Genomic DNA, 20,654 nt, shown 5'->3' with positions numbered 1-20,654 from the left:
AAGGACCGCCATGTGCGCCATCGCAGGGATCTTCGATCTCCACCGTTTTGCCGACATCGACGCCGGCCTGCTGCACGCCATGACCGAGCGCCAGCGCCACCGCGGCCCCGACCAGGGCGGCACGCACCTGGAACCGGGTCTGGGACTGGGCCACCGGCGCCTGTCCATCATCGACCTCGGCGGCGGCCAGCAACCCTTGTTCAACGAAGACCACAGCGTGGTCGTGGTCTACAACGGCGAGATCTATAATTTCCAGGCCCTGATGCGCGAACTGCAGCAGTTCGGCCACAGCTTCCGCACCCATTGCGACACCGAAGTCATCGTCCACGCATGGGAGCAATGGGGCGAGCGCTGCGTCGACCGTTTTCGCGGCATGTTCGCCTTCGCGCTGTGGGACCGCCGCCAGCAAACGCTGTTCCTGGCGCGCGACCGGCTGGGCGTCAAGCCGCTGCATTACGCGCTGCTGGACGACGGCCAGCTGCTGTTCGCCTCCGAGATCAAGGCCCTGCTGCTGCATGACGGCTTGCGGCGCGATCTCGATCCGCTGGCGGTCGAAGAATACTTCGCCTACGGCTACATTCCCGAACCGCGCACCATCTTCCGCCAGGTGCGCAAGCTGGCGCCCGGCCATACGCTGTTGCTGCGCAAGGGGCAGCCGCTGCCGGCGCCGCAACGCTACTGGGATCTCCCGTTCGAGATCCAGCCTCCGCTCAGCGAGGCCCAGGCCGCCGACGAACTGCTGGCGCGCCTGCGCGAAGCGGTGCGCATCCGGCTGGTGGCCGAAGTGCCGCTGGGCGCCTTCCTGTCCGGCGGCGTCGATTCCAGCGCCGTGGTGGCGATGATGGCGCTGGAGTCGGCGGCGCCGGTCAACACCTGTTCGATCTCCTTCGGCGATCCGCAGTTCGACGAGTCGCCCTACGCGCAAATGATCGCCGAACGTTACGGCACCCGGCATCACATGCAGCGGGTCGAACAACACGACATCGGCCTGGTCGACCGCCTGGCCGGCCTGTACGACGAACCCTATGCCGACAGTTCCGCGCTGCCGACCTACCGCGTCTGCGAGCTGGCGCGCCAGCGCGTGACGGTGGCCCTGTCCGGCGACGGCGGCGACGAGAACCTGGCCGGTTACCGGCGCTACCGCTGGCATCTGCACGAGGAGCGCTGGCGCACCTTGTTGCCGCTCGGCCTGCGCAAGCCTCTGTTCGGCGCCCTCGGCCGCCTCTATCCCAAGGCCGATTGGGCGCCCCGGCCGTTGCGCGCCAAGACCACGTTCGAGGCGCTGGCCCGGGACAGCGTGGCGGCCTATTTCCACAGCGTCAGCATCATGGACGACGCCATGCGCCAGGCCCTGTTCAGCCCCGCGCTCAGGCGCGACCTGGCCGGCTACCATGCGCAGCAAGTGTTGTACCGCCACGCCCGCGACTGCCCGGCCGGCGACGCGCTGTCGCGCATCCAGTACCTGGACCTGAAAACCTACCTGCCGGGCGACATCCTCACCAAGGTCGACCGTGCCAGCATGGCGCACGGGCTGGAGGTGCGGGTGCCGTTGCTCGACCATCGGCTGGTCGAGTGGATCTCCTGCCTGCCGCCGGAACTCAAGCTGCGCGGCGGCATCGGCAAATACCTGTTCAAGCGCGGCCTCGAACAGCATTTGCCGAAGGAGCTGCTGTACCGCAACAAGATGGGTTTCTCGGTGCCGCTGGCCGCCTGGTTCCGAGGCCCGTTGCGGGTCCGCCTTGAACGCAGCCTGCGCAGTCCGGTGCTGGCCGATTGCGGCTTGTTCAATCTCGACCACGTGCAAACCTTGCTCGCGCAACACCTGTCCGGCCGGCGCGACCACAGCGCGCCGCTATGGTCGTTGTTGATGTTCGAATCCTTTTTGCGCCAGCTGCCCGCGGCGGCGCCGCGCAACCTGGTCCGGCAGGCAGCATGAAAATGCGCGTACTGCACATCCTCGACCATTCGCTGCCGCTGCACAGCGGATACACCTTTCGCACGCTGGCGATACTGCGCCAGCAGCGCAGGCTGGGCTGGCACACCAGCCACCTGACCAGCGCCAAGCAAGGCGGCGGCCAGCGCGAACAGAAAATCGACGGCTGGCACTTCTTCCGCACCCCACCGCTGGCCCGCTGGTGGGCGCGGCTGCCGCTGCTGCGCCATTGGGGCGTGGTGCTGGGCCTGCAGCAGCGCCTGATGACCATCGCCGCCCGGCTGCGCCCGCACGTGCTGCACGCGCACTCGCCCGCGCTCAACGGCGTTGCCGCGCTGCGCGTGGGACGCGCGCTGGGCATACCGGTGGTGTATGAAATCCGCGCCTTCTGGGAAGACGCCGCCGCCGATCATGGCACCAGCCGCGCCGGCGGCCTGCGCTACCGCCTGACGCGGGCACTGGAAAACTACGTCCTGCGCCGGGCCGACGCCGTCACCACCATCTGCGAAGGCTTGCGCAACGACATCGTCGCGCGCGGCATTCCGGCCGCCAAAGTCACGGTGATACCGAACGCAGTCGATGGCGACCAGTTTTCCGCCGCCCCCGGTACGCCGGAAAATCTTGCGCTCAGCCTTGGCCTGGACGGCAAGCTGGTGCTGGCCTTTATCGGTTCGTTCTACGCCTATGAGGGCCTGGCGCTGCTGATCGCGGCGATGCCGCGCCTGCTCGCCGGTGCGCCCTCGGTACGGCTGCTGCTGGTCGGCGGCGGCCCGCAGGAGGCCGAGCTGCGCGCGCTGGTCGAGCGCCTCGATCTGCGCGCGCACGTCAAATTCGCCGGCCGCGTGCCACACGAATGCATCGCCGACTACTATCGGCTGGCCGATATTTTGATCTATCCCCGCCTGCCGATGCGCCTGACGGAACTGGTCACGCCGCTCAAACCGCTGGAGGCGATGGCCCAGGGCAGGCTGGTGGTGGCCTCGGACGTCGGCGGCCACCGTGAGCTGATCGCGCATGGCCAGACCGGCATCCTGTTCAAGGCCGGCGATGCCGAGGCGCTGGCGGAGCAGGTCCTGCATCTGGCGCGCCACGCCGATAGTTGGCCGGCGCTGCGCCAGCGCGCGCGCGCCTACGTGCGGAACGAACGCAACTGGCCGGCCAGTGTTGCACGCTACCGCCCCATTTATGAGCGCCTTTGCGCGCACGCGCCATGAACGGCCCCCAACCGTTGGCTGCGGCCATAGGCGCCGCGCCCATCGCCGGCCTGCGGATCGCGCTGGTGGGGCCGCTGCCGCCGCCGGCGGGCGGCATCGCCAACCAGACCGAACAGCTCGCCGCGCTACTGCGCCAGGCCGGCGCCGAGGTCGACCTGGTCCAGGTCAACCCGCCGGTGAGGCCGTCGTGGCTGGGGTCGGTGCGCGGCCTGCGGGCGGCGCTGCGGCTGCCGCCCTATCTGTGGCGCCTGTGGCGCGCGGCTGGCCAGGCGCAACTTGTGCACATCATGGCCAATTCCGGCTGGTCGTGGCACTTGTACGCGGCACCGGCCATCTGGATCGCCCGCCTGCGCGGCAAAGGCGTGCTGGTCAACTATCGCGGCGGCGAAGCCATGGATTTCCTCAATCGGCGCGCCGCCCTGGTCCGCTACAGCATGGCCAGGGCGCACGCCCTGATTGTGCCGTCGGCCTTCCTGGCCGAAGTCTTCTCGCTGCACGGCATGTCTGCGCAGATCGTGCCCAACATCGTCGATCTGGCGCGCTTTCATCCGGCCGCTCCGGCGGCGCCGCACGCCGCCATCCTGGTCGCCCGCCATCTGGAGCCGCTCTACGACCAGGCGACGGCGCTACGCGCCTTCGCCATCGTGCGCCGCAGCCTGCCGCAAGCCCGGTTGACCATCTGCGGCGACGGTCCCGAATTGCAGCGTCTGCAACAGCTGGGCAACACGCTGGAGCTGGGCGACGCGCTGCGTTTCACCGGCAAGCTGGATAATGCGGCCATGGCCGCCCAGTACCGCCAGAGCGACCTCGCGCTGAACCCCAGCCTGGCCGACAATATGCCGATCTCGATACTGGAGGCGTGGGCCAGCGGGGTGCCGGTGGTCAGTACGGCCGTCGGCGGCATACCGTATCTGGTGCGCGACGGCGTCAACGGCCTGCTGGTGCCGCCGCAGGACGCGCAAGCCATGGCCGACGCCATGCTGGCCGTGCTGCTGGCGCCGCAGTTGGCCCGCGCGCTGGCCGCGGCCGGCAAGGCCGAAGCCCAACGCTACGCCTGGCCGCAGGTCGCCCCAGTGCTGTTGGCGCAGTACCGGCGCGTACTCAAGCGTCCGCCGGCCAGCGGCTACACGGCGCTGGTGTCCCGGCTGTTGTTTCCGCTGCACGAACTGCTCAAGCAACACCGCAGCGTCGCCCTGCGCCGCCGCCTGGAACAAAGCCAGTGGTGGCCGCCCGAGCGGCTGGAAGCGCTGCGCGTGCAGCGCCTGCGCGCGCTACTGCTGCACGCCTCCGAGCATGTGCCGTATTTCCGCCAGCTGTACACCAACCTCGACTTCGACGCCACCCGGGTGCACGAGCTGCGCGACCTGCGCTGCCTGCCCATCGTCACCAAGGCGGACATCAATCACCACCGCGACGAATTCGTTGCCGACGATGCCGGGCCGCTGCAGCGCCTGAATACCGGCGGCTCCAGCGGCGAGCCCTTGATTTTCTACCAGGGCAAGGACCGCGTCAGCCACGACGTCGCCGCCAAATGGCGCGCCACGCGCTGGTGGGGGGTCGACATCGGCGATCCCGAGGCCTTGATGTGGGGCTCCCCGATCGAACTCAAGGCGCAGGACCGCTGGCGCATGCGGCGCGACCGTTTGTTGCGCAGCCTGCTGCTGCCGGCCTTCGATCTGTCGGCGGCCCGCCTCGACGACTACCTGCGCCGGCTGCAGCGCCAACGGCCGGCCATGCTGTTTGGCTACCCCTCGGCCATCTGCGTGCTGGTCAAGCATGCGCAGGCCAGGCAAGTACCGTTGGACCGGCTGGGCGTCAAAGTGGTGTTCGTCACCGCCGAACGGCTCTACGACGAACAGCGCGCCCTGCTGGAGCAGGCGTTTGCCGCCCCGGTCGCCAACGGCTACGGCGGCCGCGATGCCGGCTTCCTGGCCCATGAGTGTCCGGAAGGCGGCCTGCACATCACCGCCGAAGACGTCATCCTCGAAATCGTCGATCCGCACGGCGCGCCGGTCGCCGCCGGCGACAGCGGCGCCATCGTCGTCACCCACCTGGCCAGCCGCGATTTCCCCTTCATCCGCTACGCCACCGGCGACGTCGGCGCGCTCGATACCCGCCCCTGCCCGTGCGGACGCGGCTTGCCGCTGCTGAAGCGGGTCGAGGGCCGCGTCACCGATTTCGTCGTGGCGCGCGACGGCACCGTGATGCACGGCCTGGCGCTGATCTACGTGCTGCGCGACCTGCCGCAGATCCGCGCCTTCAAGATCATCCAGGAGAGTCTCGACGTCACCCGCGTGCTGCTGGTCAGCGTCAGCGGCTTGCCGGCGGTGATCAGGATAGACATCATCCGCCAGTTCCGCGCGCGTCTCGGGGCGTCCGTGGAAATACTGATTGAAGAGGTGGCCGAGATACCGGCGGAAGCGTCGGGCAAACACCGTTACGTCATCAGCAAAGTAGCCGCCAACTGAACCAGGAGCCGACATGCCCATACTTGCCTTCACCGCGCTGGCCTTGCTGCTGGCCGTCGCACTGTACGCCTTGCACAAGCTGCGTCACGTCCACATCCTGCTGTACGACGTGCGCGACCAGACCCACAACGACCAGGCCGGCTTGTTCCGCCAGCTGGAAGCCCTGCAAGGCCTCTACGTCGAGCTCGATCTCAAGCACAGCCTGCCGCCGACACGGGGCTGGGCCGCCTCGCCGGATTTTCTGCTGGAAGTGGCGCGCCATGCGCGCACCCTGCAAGCGGCGACCGTGCTGGAGTGCAGCAGCGGCATTTCCACGCTGGTGCTGGCCCGCTGCATGCAGTTGAACGGCGGCGGCAAAGTCTACAGCCTGGAGCACGACCGCCATTTCGCCGCGCAAACGCGCGCCCAGTTGCGCCGCCATGGCTTGCAAGACTGGGCCACCGTCATCGACGCGCCGTTGACCCCGCACGACATCGACGGGCAATCCTGGCCCTGGTACGATCTCGCGCAAATTCCTGCGTTGCCGGCCATCGACCTGCTGGTGATCGACGGGCCGCCGCAGGCGACGCGTCCACAGGCGCGCTTCCCGGCCGGCCCGCTGCTGTTTCCCCGCTTGAGTTCCGGCGCCGCCGTCTTCCTGGATGACGCCGCCCGCCCCGACGAGCAGGCGATACTGTTGCGCTGGCGCCAGGCATTTCCGGCGCTGGCATACACCAGCCAGGCCTGCGAAAAAGGTTGCGCGGTCCTGCGCAAGCACTAGCGTTCGGCGGCCACGCCTCGCACCATCCCGGTTTCCACGGGATGGGTGCGGTGATAGCGTTCGCGCGCCAGGCGCATCGCCGCCTGATGGCCTGCGACGTCTTCCGGGTTCAGCTCGACGCCAAAATCGGCCGGCACATCACCGCCGCCAAACATCCGCGCCAGCACCATCGCCCCCACATTGCTACGGTAGTGCGAAGTCTCCCAGTAGTACCGCATGGCCGGCCGCCGGCTCACTTGCGGGATGGTCTCGGTGGTCACGCTGTTGAAGCCGGAAAAGTCATAGATGCGCAAATCGCATCCGGCGACGCGATAGCGTTGCCCCATGTCCGCCAGCGCGCGCTGCCAGGCTTCCATGGCTGGCCACTTGCCGCCCCAATACAGGGCGTCGGCCGTCATCGCGTGGGTTGGATTGACATATATGCGGATGCGGGTGCCGGCGCCGCATACTTCGGCCATGCTGCGATCGAGCGCCCGCATCGCCTCGTCCATCGGTCCCGGGCCGCGCAGGTACTCCCGCACCCGCGGAGCGATGGCGGCACCGGTCCCGCCCAGGCCTTCGATGCGCTCATGCACGCAAGCTTCGTCCCGCTGGCCAAAAGACGCCAGGCTGGAACGGCAAACGCTGCCGAAAGTCCCGCGCAGCACGCGGATGGAGTCCGCCGTCATGTCAAAGGCGAAGGCCCGCCTGGCATTGATCAAGACGCGCCGCCACAAATACAGTGGCCCGCTGGCCACCAGTTCGCGGTCGAAGTCCGTGTTGCCGATCTCCAGGGTGAACGACGGCGCGTCTATGCCCCAGACCAGGGTTTTCAGCTGCCCCACCTTCGCCGCGTGGTCCACCATCGCCATCGCATCGCCCAGCGTAGCGCCGGACAGCGCGCCGTTGAACACGTCCAGGTCGGCAAACGGCGTCGCCCGCGTCGGCAGGCCCAGTTCGGTTCGGGAATTTCCGACGTACAGCACCGTGGGCTTGAATTTTGCCAGGACATAGGTCTTGCCCCAGGCGCTAAGCCTCTCCCTTCCCGGCTGCAGGTGCTGAAGCTGCGGCGTTTGCCATTGATGGGTCAGATACGGATCGACCTGGTAGTTCAAGCCCGTCACCGCAGCGATCACCAAGGCGCTGCTGCCACAAAATACGGTCACATAGTCGCGCCATTCGGCGCCGGATTGCTGGCTCATGATCAGAATTGGAAATAGAGGAATTCGCTGACGCGGTTCATGCTGAACAGGCAGCCGAGAAACAACAGGGAGAACGCCAGGCTCCAGGCTTTGCGCGGACGCCAGGCCCAATGCCAACGTCGCGGCGCCGCAAGAAGCTGTTCGACGCACGGCGCGTAGTGGCGGAAGATTTCCTGCGTATTCGGCGCCACAAAGGCCAGCACCATGGCCAGCATCAACACAGGAATAGCGATGCCGCTGAAATCTATCCAGCGGATGCCCGCAAAGCTGAAGCCGGAAGGAAAATAGGCGGCATATGCGGCCATTCCGCGCGGCAAAGCCACGCCATTCGCTCCCGCCATCGCGCCCAGGACATCGGCGGCGCTCGCCAGGTCCGGCGCCCGGAACACCGTCCACGCCGCCACCACGGCAAGGAAGGTCAGCCACCTGCCCCACCAGCGCGGCGGCCCCTCCCCGGCCAGCGCCAGCCAGCCGCGATACACCACCAGATACAAGCCGTGCAAGCCACCCCACACCACAAACGTCCAGCCGGCGCCGTGCCACAGTCCGCCGAGCAGCATGGTCAGCATCAGGTTGCGGTAGCGATGATGGCGATTGCCTCCCAACGGCACATACAGATAGTCGCGCAGGAAACGCGACAAGGTCATGTGCCAGCGCCGCCAGAACTCGCCGATGTTGCCGGCCTGGTAGGGCGAATTGAAGTTCAGCGGCAATTTCACGCCGAACAGGCGGGACAAGCCTATCGCCATGTCGGAATAGCCGGAGAAATCGAAATACAGCTGGAAAGTGTAGGCCAGCGTACCGATCCAGGCCTCCACCAGCTGCGGATGGGCATCGGCGGCGAACACCGGCCCCGCCAGCACCGACAGCGGATCGGCCAGCAGCACCTTCTTGGCCAGGCCGAGCACGAAGATCGACAGGCCGACGGCGACATCGGCCGCGTTCAGGCCGGGCGGGCGCTCGAACTGCGGCATCATCTCCTTGTGATGCAGCACCGGTCCGGCAATCAGATGCGGGAAATAGCTGACGAACAGGGTGTAGTGCATGAACCGGTACTCGCCGGCCTTGCCCCGGTAGCAATCGAGCAGGAAGGCGATTTGCGTAAAAGTAAAGAACGAGATGCCGATCGGCAGCACCACGTCCCAGCCACGCGGTGGCGCACCGGCCAGCGCGTAGACGTTGTCCATGAAGAAGTTCGCATACTTGAAATAGGCCAGCAAGGCCAGGTTCGCCGTCAGCGCCAGCGCCAACCAGCGGCGCCGCCGGAGCGCCACCTGCATGCGCCCGGCGCTCCAGTAGTTGAACACGATCGACAGCATCAGCAAGGGAAGATAACGCAAGTCCCAATAGCCGTAGAAGAACAGCGACGCCAGCGCCAGCCAGGCGATCGCCCACCGTGGACGCATGCGCGCCAGCACATAGTAGCCGGCCAACACCGTCGGCAAGTACAGGAACAGAAAACTGAAGGAATTAAACAGCACGGCTCGCCTCTTGCTGCCGGCGCGTCCTGTGATACAGCTCGGTATAACAAGCCACCATCTGTTCGGCGACCCGCTGCCAGCTGTAGCGTTCGACCAGCGCGCGCACCCGCGCCCGTTCCGGCGGATTGGCCAGCAGGCCCTCCACGGCAAGACGCAAACCGGCCGTATCGTTCCACGCCAACTGTTTCAAGCCGAAGCCGCTGTCGGGCAGGCTGAGCGCACTCTCGTCGGTCATCACCACCGGCGTGCCGGCCGCCAACGCCTCCAGCACCGACAAGGGGAACACTTCGCCCTGGCTGGGCAACGCCAATACGGACGCGCTGGCGTAGGCGCTGGCCAGCAGCGGATCGTCATGCTCCAACTGTCCCAGCCAGCGCACCCTCGGCTGCGCCAGCAACTGCTGCAAATAGTTCTGGTGCTGACGCTGCGCCCGGCCGATCAACACCACCGGCAGGGCCGTCGGCGCCAGCGCACGTACCAGTCCCAGCTGGTTTTTGTACGGTGAAATCGCTCCCACCATCAGCACAAACGGCCCGTTCAGTCCGGTACAACGCCGAAACTCTTCCTGCCGTGCGCCAAAGAAGTGCGTGCTGATGCCATTCGGTAGCATGCGGATCTTCCCCTCGGGGATCTGGAACGCGCCGACGATGGCGTCGCGCTCGGCCGCGCCCAGCGCGATCACCATTTGCGCCAGCTGCAAGGCGCGCTTGGTTTGCGCGTAACTGGTTTGCACGTTCCAACCGGTCAGGCGGCCGGTCAGCTGGTCCGCCAGCCGCGCACGCATGCCATCCAGCCGCCCCCAGCCCGGCGACAGCACCGACGACAGCACCACCGGCACCTCAAGGTCGACCGCGAGCTCCACCAGGCGGTGATTGCCGTTGATCGCGGAGAACACGTGGATCAGGTCGAACTGGTCCAGGCGCTCGCGGTTGGCGTCCACCAGCGATACTTCCAGGCCGGGCGCCGATTGCTCCTGCAAGGCTCGCATGGTGGAGCGCACCTGCACCTGCAGTCCGCCCTCGCGTTGGAACAACATGGGATACGACAGGATTCCTACGCGCATAAGATGTCCCCTATTTGACTAGCCGCGCCCAGACTTTGCGTCCCGCCAACGTGCATTCGGCGGCAAGCTCGTGCTGGAAAAGAAGGATGGCCGCCAACCACAGCGGCAGCGCAAGCACGGCGGCCATCGCCAACTGGTACAGCGCGCGCTCAGGCGACGACGGATGCCAGGCAAACCACAGCACCGGACCACCCAGACTGCAGAGCGCGACCCATGCGCTGCGTTTGAGCGCGCCCAGCAAGGCGCCGGCCTGCAAATCCGCCAGTTGCCGCAGATAGCGCAACGTCCAGATGCACCTGAACACGGCGCCGACCACCACCGCCCACGCCACCCACTCCAGTCCGAACGGTGCGGCCAGCAGCACGGCAAGCACGCGTACCGGCGCCGACATGGCATCCAGCTTGGCCTGGGTGCGCACCGCTCCCATCGCCACGAACAGGTAACGCGCCATGCTGAACATGCTATATAAGGCGCTCGACAGGCACATGATGCGTATCAACGGCACGCAAGCATCCCACTGCGCGCCATACAGCAAGCGCACCAGCGCCGGCGCCGAGATCGCCACGAAACCGAAGAAGGGCCAGGCCAGCACGGTCACGTAGCTGGCGGTGGTCAGGTAGGCTTGCCGCAAGTCGCCGCCAGCCCGCGCCTGGGCCGAAAACAGCGGGAAGATGACGGGTGAGATGGCGCCGGTGACCAGTTGGTTGAAGACGTTCAGCACGCCCTGCGCCTTGCCGAAGATGCCGACCTCGGCGACGCCGATCAACTTGCCGACGATCAGGTCCGGCGCGGCCACGCCCAGTTCGTCGATCACGCTGCCGGCGGTTGAAATGGTGCCGAACGACAGAATCGCCGCCATGCCGCGCCGCGCGGGCAACCACGGCAGGCCGCTCGGCCAGCAGCAGCTGCTCGCCAGCAGCCCCGCCGCCGCACCGGCCACGGCGCCCCAGACCAGGCTCAGATAGCCATGCCCCAGCCAGGCCAGCCCGACCGAAACGAGCAACTGCGCGCCGCTGCTGGCGGTGTTGATCGCGAAGATGGCCGAGAACCGCATTTGTCGCCGCAGGCACGGCAAGGCCAGCGAGCTGAACGGAATCAGCAGGAAGTTGATCGACAGCAGCTGCAACACCGAACTCAGACGCGGATCCCGATAAAACCTGGCCGCCACGCCGCTGCTTAGCAGCACCACCAGGGCCAGCGCCCATGCCACCAGGATGCTGGTGCCCAGCGCCGCCCGCAATTTTTGCTCGGTCAACTGTTTTTCCTGGATCACATACGGTCCGACGCCGAAGTCGCGCACCGCCTGCGCCAGTCCGACCAGCACGGCGCCGACCGCGTAGACGCCGATCTCGGCCGGCGTCAGCAGCCGCGCGAGTATCATCGTGCCGGCCGTGTTCAGCAACAGCAGCGTGTATTTTTCCGCAAAGGACAGCAGGAAGGATATACGCGGCTGCATGGCGCCGCCTCAGATCAGCTGCTCGTAAAAGGCGAGAACCTGCTTGCCCACGACCGCGCGGCTGTAGCGCTCCTCGGCTTCCCGGCGCGCCTGTCGTCCCATCGTCTCGCGCCGTCCGGGCTGCTCCAGCAGTTCCGCGACCAGGGCGGCGGCGGCGTTGACATCGTTGGCCGGCACCAGCAGTCCGCCGCCGCTGTCGCCCAGGATATCCGCGCTGCCCGGCACGTCGGTCGCCACGGCGGGGACGCCGCAAGCCATCGCCTCGATGGTCGCGATGCCAAAGCCTTCGTTCCGGCTCATCAGGACGTGCAGGTCCAGCGCCGGCAACAGCGTCTCCAGCGTCGTCACGAAACCGGTGAACACGACATAGGGCGCCAGTCCGGCCGATTCCACCTGCCGCCGCAGCCCCGCCTCGAGCGGCCCGCTGCCCATCATCACCAGATACAGCTGCGGAAAGCGCTGCCGCAGCAGCACGAACAGGTCGAGCAAGAGCCCGGGCCGCTTTTGCTCGGACAGGCGGGCGGCCACGCCGATCACCAGCGCGGACGGCGGCAGTCGCAGCGCGACGCGCGCGGCGCGGCGCAAGTCCGGACCCGGTTTGAATTTGTCGGTGTCGACACAATTCGGTATCACCGCCACGCGCGCGGTGGCCGGCAAATATGGCTGGTAGATGGCCATGAAGTGCGCCAGCGCCGAACGCGATACGGCATACACGCCGCGCACCGCGCCGAATGCATGGTGCAGCAGGGGCTGGTGCCAGGCGCTGATGTCCGCCGCCGGGAACGCATTGTGCACGCTGATGACGGCGGGCAGGCGACAGTAGCGCGTCAGCCACAAGGCGGAGGCGCCGTAATTGGTCCAGCACCAGGCGATATGCACCAGGTCGGCGCGAAAGGCGCGCAAGCGCCGCGCCGCGCCCAGCCGCGCCCGCAGCAAGTTCCAGCGGCGCCAGGCCCACTGCTCGAAGAACGGCGGCGGATCGAATTCCGCCACCACGATCTGCTCCTGCGCCAACCGCCCGGCCCAGGCATCGATGCCGGCAAAGCGGCGCAGCGCCAGGCTGCCGTCGGCGCCGGTCTGGCGCAGGTAGCGCAGCTCCTGCGCCATGCGCATTTCCATCCCGCCCAGCTCGCCGGAATAGCTGGTGATCAGCACCCGCTTGCCGGCCTCGTTGCGCCCCTGGCGCGCCTCGAAGAAATAGCCGCGCAGAAAAGCCAGTTCCCACCGGCGCCGGAACAGCGCGTCGGCATCCCCCGCCAGGCGCGCGCGCAGGCAGCCCAGGCACTCCAGCGCAAAGCGCGCCAGCATCCAGCGCGGCACGCCCGACCATTCGGGAAAAGTGCCGGGCCGATCCTGCCGGTACTTGCCGCGTCCGAAACGCCAGGCCTTGTCCAGCACATACGCCTGCGTCAGTTGCCGGCTGCGGATGTGGTGGGCCACCCTTGCAGCGGGAAAGAACCAGGCCGGGTAGCCCGCCAGTGCCAGCCGGCGCGTCAGCTCGGTCTCGCTACCCATCGCATAGGCGCCGCCATTCGGACCGATCGAAGTGTCGTAGCGATAGCCGGCGTCGAACACCGCCCGCCGCACCGCCATGTTGGCGCCCCATACCAGGCCGGGGAACACTGGTCCGTCCGGCAGGTCGGCGGCGGTCAGGCCGAACGTCAGGCCCACCGGCGTCAGGCGCGGCAGCCACTCGGGCGGCGGCTCAGCCCAGTCCGCCTCTATCGCTCCGCCAAACACGGAGTAATCGCCATGCGCGGCGGCGCAGCGCTCCCATTGGCGTAGCCAGTCCGGCGCCGGCGTGGCGTCGTCATCGCTGAAGATGAACAGGGCGTCGTCGCCGCAATGGCCCAAGCCCCATTCCACGGCCAGGTTCAGGGCCGCGTTCTTGCCCTTGTCTGGCGTACTGAGCAGATGCAGAGGCAGCCGATCGTGATATTCCGCAATCAGGGCGCCGGTGCCGTCGCTGCTGCCGTTCTCGACGATGATCAACTGCCACGCCTGGCGTGGCAGTTGCAGGCGGCAATAGCCGTCCAGTACTTTGGGCAGGGTCTGCGCACCATTGCAGGTCGCCATGAGAACGGTCAACAAGGGCACATCTCCCATATCCTAAGATTGCAGAACGTGACAATCCAGTGTAATGACAGGCTCAAATATATCGTTGAGCCGCATCAACGAGTTCCATTGCCCATGCGCGACATCCTGATCACTCTTATCGTCTTCGGCAGCCTGCCCTTGATCCTGCGTAACCCCGTCAACGGCGTGTTGATGTGGGTCTGGATCAGCGTGATGAATCCGCACACGCAGGGCTGGGGCTTCGCCACCACCTTTCCTTTCGCCTTCATCATCGCCGTGGCCACCTTGTTCAGCGTCGCCATCTCGCGCCTGCCCAAGACGCTGCCGGTCTCGGGCATCACCTTCACCTTGATCGTGCTGGTGTTGTGGATGAACGTCACCACCCTGTTCGCGATGTTTCCTTCGCTGGCCTACGCGCAATGGAGCAAGGTGATGAAGATCATGCTGATGAGCCTGGTCACCATGATGGTGATACGCGAACGCGCCGACATCCAGCGCCTGCTGTGGGTATTGGTGATGTCGCTGGGTTTCTACGGCGTCAAGGGCGGTATCTTCACGCTGCGCAGCGGCGGCGAGGAACGGGTCTGGGGGCCGGAAGGCACTTTCATCGGCGACAACAACGAAATCGCGCTGGCCCTGATCATGACCATCCCCCTGATGCGTTATCTGCAACTGCGCAGCGACCAGCGCTGGCTGCGCCACGGCCTGAGCGCGATGATGCTGCTCAGCGCATTGGCGGCGTTGGGTTCGTACTCGCGCGGCGCGCTGCTGGCGATCGCCGCCATGATAGTCGTGATGTGGTTCAAGAGCCGCCACAAGGTCACCGCCGGCATCCTGATCGCGTTGCTGACGCCGTTGGCCCTGCTGTTCATGCCGGAGCGCTGGAGCGAGCGCATGGACAGCATCGGCGCCTATCAGGAAGACGAGTCCGCGATGGGCCGCATCAACGCCTGGTACATGGCCTGGAACCTGGCCAGGGACCGCTTCTTCGGCGGCGGCTTCGAGATCGCCGAACCGACCACCTTCTTTCTCTACGCGCCCAATCCGCACGACGTCCACGCGGCCCACAGCATCTATTTCCAGGCCTTGGGCGAACACGGCTTCGTCGGCCTGGCGCTATATTTGCTGCTACTCGGCCTGAGCTGGCGCTCGGCGGCCTGGATCGTGCGCCACAGCCGCGGCCAGTCGGACCTGGAATGGGCACAGCAGCTGGCCACCATGACGCAGGCCAGCTTCGTCGGCTTTGCGGTCGGCGGCGCCTTCCTCAGCCTGCTCTACTTTGACGTTCCCTACTATTTGATGGGCATCATCGTCGCCACCCGCGCGCTGGTCGCGCAACGGCAGCACGCCGTCAACCCCAGCGCGCAAAGCGGCCTGGACAGCCGCCAGCCGGCGATCGGGCAATCATGAGCCGCCGCCTGTCCATCCTGGTCTACCACCGCGTGCTGGCGCAAGCCGATCCCTTGCTGCCGGAGTTGCCGGACGTGCGGCTGTTCGAGCGCCACATGGCCTTGCTGAAACGCTGTTTCCGGGTGCTGCCCCTGGGCCGCGCCAGCGAGCAACTGCGCCTGGGTACCTTGCCCGCGCGCGCCGCCTGCATCACCTTCGACGACGGCTATGCGGACAACGCCACGCATGCCTTGCCGATACTGCGGCGCCACGGGCTGAGCGCCACCTTCTTCATCGCCAGCGACTACCTGGACGGCGGCCAGATGTGGAACGACGACGTCATCGCCTGCGTGCGGCAAGCCCGGCAGCGCGTGCTGCACTCGGGCGCGCCAGGTTGCGACGCCCTGTTGCTGCACACCGCGCACCACAAACGCCAAGCCATCGATCAGTTGCTGGGGGCTCTCAAGTACCTGCCTTGCGAACAACGCCGGGCACTGGCGCGGCGCCTGGCCCCGGCGCCGCAGGAAGAGCTGATGATGCGCTCCCACCAGGTGCGCGCGCTGCACGCGGCCGGCATGGAAATCGGCGCGCACACCGCCTCGCACCCCATCCTGGCGCGTCAGGCGGACGCCGACGCCGACGCCGACATGGTCCGCGGCAAGGCGGCGCTGGAAGGCCTCATCCAGGCGTCGGTCAAGTTGTTCGCCTATCCCAACGGAAAACCCGGGGTGGACTACGACCAGCGCCACGTCGACATGGCGCGCAGGCTCGGTTTCACGGCGGCGGTCAGCACCGAGCCGGGCGCCGCGCACGCCGGCAGCGATCCACTGCAACTGCCGCGCTACACGCCGTGGGAAGCGGACCGCCTGCGCTTTCTGTTCAGGCTATTTGCCAGCCGTCGCGCCTGACTTGGCCAACCATTGCTCCAGCATCATCAGCACCCACACCATCGTGCCGTGGTAGGCCGGGTGCTCGGCCAGCAAGGTATGCATCAGGTGGTCGATGAAGTCCTCGCGGATGATCTTGCGCTTCTTCAGGTCGCTCAAGCTGTCCAACACCAGGGCCTGCAGACCCGCATCCTTCTGCAACCAATGCCCGAAGGGCAAGCCGAAGCCGTGCTTTTTCTTGCGCAGGATGGCTGGCGGAAGGTAGTCCCGCAGCGCGCGCTTGAAAAAGTAGCGCAGTCGCGTGCCGTTCAGCTTGTCCCTGGGCGACAGCCGCGCGGAGAAGGCCAGCATCTCGTCGCTCAGGAAGGGAAAGGCCACGTCCACGCCGCCCAGTTCGCACGCCAGGCGCACCTTGCGCAAGTCGTTGTCGGCCAGCGTATAGCGCAGATCCAGGGTCTGCATGCGATTGATCTGGCTCAGGCCGTCGCTCTGCCAGTAGCAATCGCTCATCTGGTCGCCGGGCACACGCTCGTCTATGCTGGCAAGGAAGTCGGCGTGCAGCATCGCGGCCGGTCCGTAGCGGTGCAACAGATTATAGCTTTCCAGCCGGGCCGGCATGGGCAAGACCGCCTGCGAGATATAGCTGCGCGCCTTGCGCAGCAACGCCAGGTCCAGCTTGCCGGTCAGGCCGAACAGCAAAGGTTCCAGCGCCACCTGCCGCAATGCCGACGGCAACTGCTCGTAGCGCGACAGCACTGCCTGATCGGCATAGCGCTCGTTGCCGCCGAACAGTTCGTCGCCACCGTCGCCGCCCAGCAAGCGGGTCACGCCGTCGGTGCGCGCCATGTTGGCGCAATAGTAGGCCGGCACCGCCGATGAATTGCCAAAAGGCTGGTCGGATACCGCGGCAATGCGCGGTATGGCCTTGGCCACGTCGCCCGCCGTCACATACAGCTCGTGATGGTCGGCGCCGAAGTGGCGGGCAGCGATCCGCGCATAACGCATCTCGTCGTAGCCGGCCACGTCGAAGCCGATCGAATAGGTAGGCGGAGCGCTGCCGCTGACGCTGGCCAACATGCCGGCCAGCGTCGAACTGTCGGTCCCTCCGCTCAGGAAGGCGCCGGTCCTGGCGCCGCCGGCCGAGCGCCGCACCGAGCTCTCCAACGTCGCCAGGAATTGCTGTTTGAGTTCGATAAACGGCGTTGCGGATTGTTCGTGGTACTCGATCTTCCAGTAGTCGCCTGTCTCCAGGTGACCGTGCCGGTACTGCAGATACTCGCCCGGCTGCAGGCGGCGCTGGCCGCGATACACCGTGCGCGGCGCCGGCACCGTATGGAAATACAGATAATTGTAGAGCGACTGCGGATCCAGGGTGCCCACCGCGTGCGGATGGGCCTGCAACGCGGCCGCAGACGTAGCGAACAACACGCCCTGCTTCACCTGCTGATAATGCATGGCGTGCACGCCGCTGCGATCGATGGCCAGCAGCAGCTGCCCGCCGGCATCGGCCATCGCGCACACGGCGAACGGACCGGATAGCGCCGCGCAAGCCTTGGCGCCGTTGATCAGCCACAGCGCGGCAAAGCGCTCCGCCAGATTCTCGCCGCAGCCGTTCAACAAAGGCCGGCCCCAGACCGCAACCAGCACGCCGCCGGCGCCATGCAGGCTGACGCTGTCCGCGGCGGCGGCGACGGCCACGCCGCCGCGTGGCGCCGCCACCATCCGGACCGGGCTGTCGTCAAAGCGCGCCAGCGGCGACGCCATGCCGGCCAGCATTTGTTGCACGCCACCGGCATCGGTCGCCGCCAGATAGCCGCACAGGCCGCTCATACCAGTACCTCCAGCGGCAATGGATGACTGAGGAAGGCGGTCGGGCTCGCAGTCAGCCCGTAGGCACCGGACTGGAACACCACCACCAGGTCGCCCACCTCGGCACGCGGCAACTCCATGCGATCCGCCAACAAATCCAGCGGGGTGCACAGGGGCCCCACCACCGACGCCGTCTCCAACGGCCCGCCATGCATGCGGTTGCCGATCGCGACCGGATAATTCTTGCGGATCACCTGGCCAAAATTGCCCGATGCCGCCAGATGCTGGTGCAAGCCGCCGTCGGTGATCAGGAACGTCTGTCCATGCGAACGCTTGCGCTCCAGCACGCGACAGACGTAGATCCCGCCCTCGGCCACCAGATAGCGCCCCAACTCCAGGATCAGGGCGGTATCGGGCGAACCTTGGCGCAGCAAGCCCAGCGACTGCTCCAGTCCATCGGCGACGGCGGACAGGTCCAACGCCCGCTCACCGGGAAAGTACGGCACGCCGAAACCGCCGCCGATGTTCAGCATGCGCATCGGCGAGCGCGCGTGGCCGGCCAGGCGCAGGCCGAGCTCCACGCTGTGCCGTTGCGCCTCGCAGATCGCCGCCGCCGACAGATTCTGCGCGCCGCAAAACAGGTGGAAGCCGTGGAAATCCAGTTCCAGCTGCTCCAGCCTGCGCAGCATCGCCGGCACCCGCGCCGCGTCCACGCCGAACGGACGGGGGCCGCCGCCCATCTTCATGCCGGCCAACTTCAATTCAAAATCCGGATTGACCCGCAACGCCACGCGCGGCCGCATGCCCAGCTCGCCACCGATGCGGGCGAGCCGTTCCATCTCGCCCTCGGATTCCAGATGCAGCAGCACGCCGGCCGCCACCGCGCAGCGCAACTCCCCGTCGCGCTTGCCGGGGCCGGCAAAGCTGATGTGGTCGGCCGCCATGCCCGCGTCCAACGCGACCTTCATCTCGCTGCCGGAGGCGACGTCGAAACCATCGACCAGCGCCGCCAGCATCTGCACCAGCGCCGGCATCGGATTCGCCTTCAGGGCATAGTGCAGCTGCACGCCCTGCGGCAGCGCGTGTCGCAGCATGCCGACGCGGGTGGCGATATGGGTGCGTTCGTAGGCATAAAAAGGCGTGTGCCCCACCCGTTCCGCCAGGCGGGTCAGCTGGATGCCGCCCAGCTGGAGCACGTCGTCCAGCGTCGGGAACTGGTTGAGCTCGGCGTGGCGCGGCAGCCCGTCCGGCGCCGTCACGACGCGCCTCGCGCACCGGCCAGCTGGTCGGCCAACAGCTTGCGGTCGATCTTGCCGTTGGGATTACGCGGCAAAGGCACGCCGCGAACTTCGATGGCGGCCGGCACCATGTAGGCCGGCAAGGACTGGCGACAGGCCGCCAGCAAGGCCGCGCCGTCGATGGTGCCTTGCGGCATGGCCGCCGCGACCAGTGTGATCGACTGCCCCAGGGTCGCGTGCGGCACGCCGATGGCGGCGGCCTCGGCCACCATGCCGGTGGCATACACCACCTCCTCCACTTCGGTCGGACTGACGCGATAACCCGAGGTCTTGATCATGTCGTCGCTGCGGCCGATGAAATACAGATAGCCTTCGTCGTCGCAGCGCACGGTATCGCCGGACCACACCGCCAGCTCGGGCACGGGCAGCCCGCCCAGGCGGTCGGGCAGCGGCCGGAAGCGTTCAGCGGTGCGCTGCGCATCATTCCAGTAGCCCATCGCCACCAGCGCGCCGCGATGTACCAGCTCGCCCGGTTCGTTGGGCGCGCAGGCCGAACCGTCGCCGCGCAACACCAGGATCTCCGCATTCGGTATCGCCTTGCCGATCGAATCCGGCCGACGGTCCAGCTGTTCAGGCGCCAGGAAGGTCGAACGGAACGCCTCGGTCAGGCCGTACATCAGATAGATTTGCGTGTACGGCAAGGCCTTGCGCAGCGTGGCCAGCGTATGGCGTTGCATGGCGCCGCCGGAATTGGTGATGTAGCGCAGCCGCTGCGCATGGCGCCAGTCCAGGTCCGCCAGCTGCATCCACAGCGGCGGAACGGCGGCCAGGCCGGTGATGCGTTCGCGTTGCACGGCGTCGAGTATGTCCCGCTGCAACAGGTGGTTCAGCAGCACCGCGCAGGCGCCCACGGCAAACGCCGTGGTCAGCTGGCTCAGGCCGTAATCAAAGCTCAGCGGCAGCACGCACAGGATGCGGTCTTCCGCCGTGTTGACCAGATAGGTGGACACGCTCAGCGCGCCGGCCACCAGATTGCGGTGCGACAGCACCACGCCCTTGGGCCGGCCGGTGCTGCCCGAGGTGTACAGGATGGCGGCGATGTCGCTGTCGATGCAGGCATGCAAGGCGGTCTGCGGCGCATCGCGCATGCACTCGCGCCACGACAGCAATTGCACGCCGTCCGGCGCCGCCAACGATTCCATCGAACCGATCACCACCACTTTGCGCAAGCCCGGGCACGCCGCCAGCGCCGTCGCCAACAGGTTGTAGCGCTCGCGCGTGGTGACCAGGATGCGCACATCGCAGTCGCCCAGGATGTGCGCCACCTGATCCGGCTTCAGCACCGGATTGACCGGCACAAACACCGCGCCGGCGGCCGCCGCGCCGAACATGGCCACCACGGCTTCCTCGCGCTTTTCCATGTACACCGCCAGCCGCTCGCTGCGTCCCAGTCCGTGGTGCACCCAGGCGGCGGCGGCCAGCTGCACCATCTGCGCCAGCGCGACGTAATTCAGTCCGACACCCTGATAGGACAGCGCCTGGCGCCGCGGTTCACGCTGCGCCGACTGAAAGATGAGTTCGTGAACTAGCTGGGTCATAGCGATATTCCATAGATAGACTGCCCTCTATGATTGAGATAAATCGCCATCGACTCCTTGATGTGGCTCAAGCATGAAGCCCGCTTGTGCTGGCTCAAACC

14 protein-coding genes are annotated in these 20,654 nt (G+C 66.9%); 6 read left to right on the top strand and 8 right to left on the bottom strand.

Annotated elements, in window-relative coordinates:
• Positions 1-10 precede the first annotated feature (10 nt).
• From AC1RMD_RS06600 to AC1RMD_RS06585, 4 genes are read left to right on the top strand one after another with little or no spacing between them, the layout of a single operon-like run.
• Positions 11-1,936 carry an XrtA/PEP-CTERM system amidotransferase gene (locus AC1RMD_RS06600; protein WP_492924843.1) on the top strand — a complete coding sequence of 642 codons (1,926 nt, stop codon included), beginning with the start codon at positions 11-13 and terminating at the stop codon, positions 1,934-1,936.
• 2 nt (positions 1,937-1,938) lie between these two features.
• The gene (locus AC1RMD_RS06595; protein WP_492925650.1) at positions 1,939-3,147 is read left to right on the top strand and encodes a TIGR04063 family PEP-CTERM/XrtA system glycosyltransferase; all 1,209 of its coding nucleotides are present in this window, start codon (positions 1,939-1,941) and stop codon (positions 3,145-3,147) included.
• On the top strand, positions 3,144-5,615 hold the full coding sequence (locus AC1RMD_RS06590; RefSeq protein ID WP_492924841.1) for a glycosyltransferase: 2,472 nt from the start codon (positions 3,144-3,146) through the stop codon (positions 5,613-5,615). The genes AC1RMD_RS06595 and AC1RMD_RS06590 overlap by 4 nt, the downstream gene beginning before the upstream one ends.
• A 13-nt stretch (positions 5,616-5,628) precedes the next feature.
• Positions 5,629-6,375, top strand: coding sequence for a class I SAM-dependent methyltransferase (locus tag AC1RMD_RS06585; RefSeq protein ID WP_492924839.1), 747 nt, complete (start codon positions 5,629-5,631; stop codon positions 6,373-6,375).
• On the opposite strand, the gene AC1RMD_RS06580 is transcribed toward AC1RMD_RS06585, so the two are convergent.
• From AC1RMD_RS06580 to AC1RMD_RS06560, 5 genes are read right to left on the bottom strand one after another with little or no spacing between them, the layout of a single operon-like run.
• Positions 6,372-7,556, bottom strand: coding sequence for a hypothetical protein (locus tag AC1RMD_RS06580; RefSeq protein ID WP_492924837.1), 1,185 nt, complete (start codon positions 7,554-7,556; stop codon positions 6,372-6,374). The two genes, AC1RMD_RS06585 and AC1RMD_RS06580, sit on opposite strands and share 4 nt — an antisense overlap.
• Before the next feature lie 2 nt (positions 7,557-7,558).
• Positions 7,559-9,037 carry an MBOAT family O-acyltransferase gene (locus AC1RMD_RS06575; RefSeq protein WP_492924835.1) on the bottom strand — a complete coding sequence of 493 codons (1,479 nt, stop codon included), beginning with the start codon at positions 9,035-9,037 and terminating at the stop codon, positions 7,559-7,561.
• The gene (locus AC1RMD_RS06570) at positions 9,027-10,100 is read right to left on the bottom strand and encodes a glycosyltransferase family 4 protein (RefSeq protein WP_492924833.1); all 1,074 of its coding nucleotides are present in this window, start codon (positions 10,098-10,100) and stop codon (positions 9,027-9,029) included. The genes AC1RMD_RS06575 and AC1RMD_RS06570 overlap by 11 nt, the downstream gene beginning before the upstream one ends.
• A gap of 10 nt (positions 10,101-10,110) precedes the next feature.
• Positions 10,111-11,556, bottom strand: coding sequence for a lipopolysaccharide biosynthesis protein (locus AC1RMD_RS06565; protein ID WP_492924831.1), 1,446 nt, complete (start codon positions 11,554-11,556; stop codon positions 10,111-10,113).
• Positions 11,557-11,565: 9 nt separating this feature from the next.
• A complete protein-coding gene (locus AC1RMD_RS06560; RefSeq protein WP_492924829.1) occupies positions 11,566-13,647 on the bottom strand; it encodes a glycosyltransferase in 2,082 nt (693 codons plus the stop codon).
• A gap of 99 nt (positions 13,648-13,746) precedes the next feature.
• Between AC1RMD_RS06560 and AC1RMD_RS06555 the strand changes: the two genes are divergently transcribed.
• Positions 13,747-15,042 (top strand): putative O-glycosylation ligase, exosortase A system-associated, encoded by a 1,296-nt coding sequence (locus tag AC1RMD_RS06555; protein WP_492924827.1) that lies wholly within the window; start codon positions 13,747-13,749, stop codon positions 15,040-15,042.
• The gene (locus AC1RMD_RS06550; protein WP_492924825.1) at positions 15,039-15,929 is read left to right on the top strand and encodes a polysaccharide deacetylase family protein; all 891 of its coding nucleotides are present in this window, start codon (positions 15,039-15,041) and stop codon (positions 15,927-15,929) included. The genes AC1RMD_RS06555 and AC1RMD_RS06550 overlap by 4 nt, the downstream gene beginning before the upstream one ends.
• Here the strand turns inward: AC1RMD_RS06550 and AC1RMD_RS06545 are convergent.
• Genes AC1RMD_RS06545 through AC1RMD_RS06535 form a run of 3 tightly spaced genes read right to left on the bottom strand, consistent with a single transcriptional unit; the run spans position 15,906 to position 20,553 of the window.
• Complete coding sequence (locus tag AC1RMD_RS06545; RefSeq protein WP_492924823.1) at positions 15,906-17,738, bottom strand: asparagine synthetase B family protein; 1,833 nt, start codon at positions 17,736-17,738, stop codon at positions 15,906-15,908. The two genes, AC1RMD_RS06550 and AC1RMD_RS06545, sit on opposite strands and share 24 nt — an antisense overlap.
• Complete coding sequence (locus AC1RMD_RS06540) at positions 17,735-18,976, bottom strand: pyridoxal-dependent decarboxylase, exosortase A system-associated (RefSeq protein ID WP_492924821.1); 1,242 nt, start codon at positions 18,974-18,976, stop codon at positions 17,735-17,737. Before AC1RMD_RS06540 ends, AC1RMD_RS06545 begins: the two co-directional genes overlap by 4 nt.
• Positions 18,973-20,553 (bottom strand): acyl-CoA ligase (AMP-forming), exosortase A system-associated, encoded by a 1,581-nt coding sequence (locus AC1RMD_RS06535; protein ID WP_492924819.1) that lies wholly within the window; start codon positions 20,551-20,553, stop codon positions 18,973-18,975. The genes AC1RMD_RS06540 and AC1RMD_RS06535 overlap by 4 nt, the downstream gene beginning before the upstream one ends.
• Positions 20,554-20,654: the final 101 nt, after the last annotated feature.

The sequence above is a fragment of the Duganella sp. GW822-FHT06D06 genome (assembly GCF_058799615.1).
Note: the sequence above shows the minus strand (reverse complement) of the source record. Positions and strands in the feature narration are given on the sequence as shown.

Coding starts and splice junctions, on each gene's coding strand:
- AC1RMD_RS06600 (WP_492924843.1), top strand. CDS start 11: ATGTGCGCCATCGCAGGGATCTTCGATCTCCACCGTTTTGCCGACATC.
- AC1RMD_RS06595 (WP_492925650.1), top strand. CDS start 1,939: ATGCGCGTACTGCACATCCTCGACCATTCGCTGCCGCTGCACAGCGGA.
- AC1RMD_RS06590 (WP_492924841.1), top strand. CDS start 3,144: ATGAACGGCCCCCAACCGTTGGCTGCGGCCATAGGCGCCGCGCCCATC.
- AC1RMD_RS06585 (WP_492924839.1), top strand. CDS start 5,629: ATGCCCATACTTGCCTTCACCGCGCTGGCCTTGCTGCTGGCCGTCGCA.
- AC1RMD_RS06580 (WP_492924837.1), bottom strand. CDS start 7,556: ATGAGCCAGCAATCCGGCGCCGAATGGCGCGACTATGTGACCGTATTT.
- AC1RMD_RS06570 (WP_492924833.1), bottom strand. CDS start 10,100: ATGCGCGTAGGAATCCTGTCGTATCCCATGTTGTTCCAACGCGAGGGC.
- AC1RMD_RS06565 (WP_492924831.1), bottom strand. CDS start 11,556: ATGCAGCCGCGTATATCCTTCCTGCTGTCCTTTGCGGAAAAATACACG.
- AC1RMD_RS06555 (WP_492924827.1), top strand. CDS start 13,747: ATGCGCGACATCCTGATCACTCTTATCGTCTTCGGCAGCCTGCCCTTG.
- AC1RMD_RS06550 (WP_492924825.1), top strand. CDS start 15,039: ATGAGCCGCCGCCTGTCCATCCTGGTCTACCACCGCGTGCTGGCGCAA.
- AC1RMD_RS06545 (WP_492924823.1), bottom strand. CDS start 17,738: ATGAGCGGCCTGTGCGGCTATCTGGCGGCGACCGATGCCGGTGGCGTG.
- AC1RMD_RS06535 (WP_492924819.1), bottom strand. CDS start 20,553: ATGACCCAGCTAGTTCACGAACTCATCTTTCAGTCGGCGCAGCGTGAA.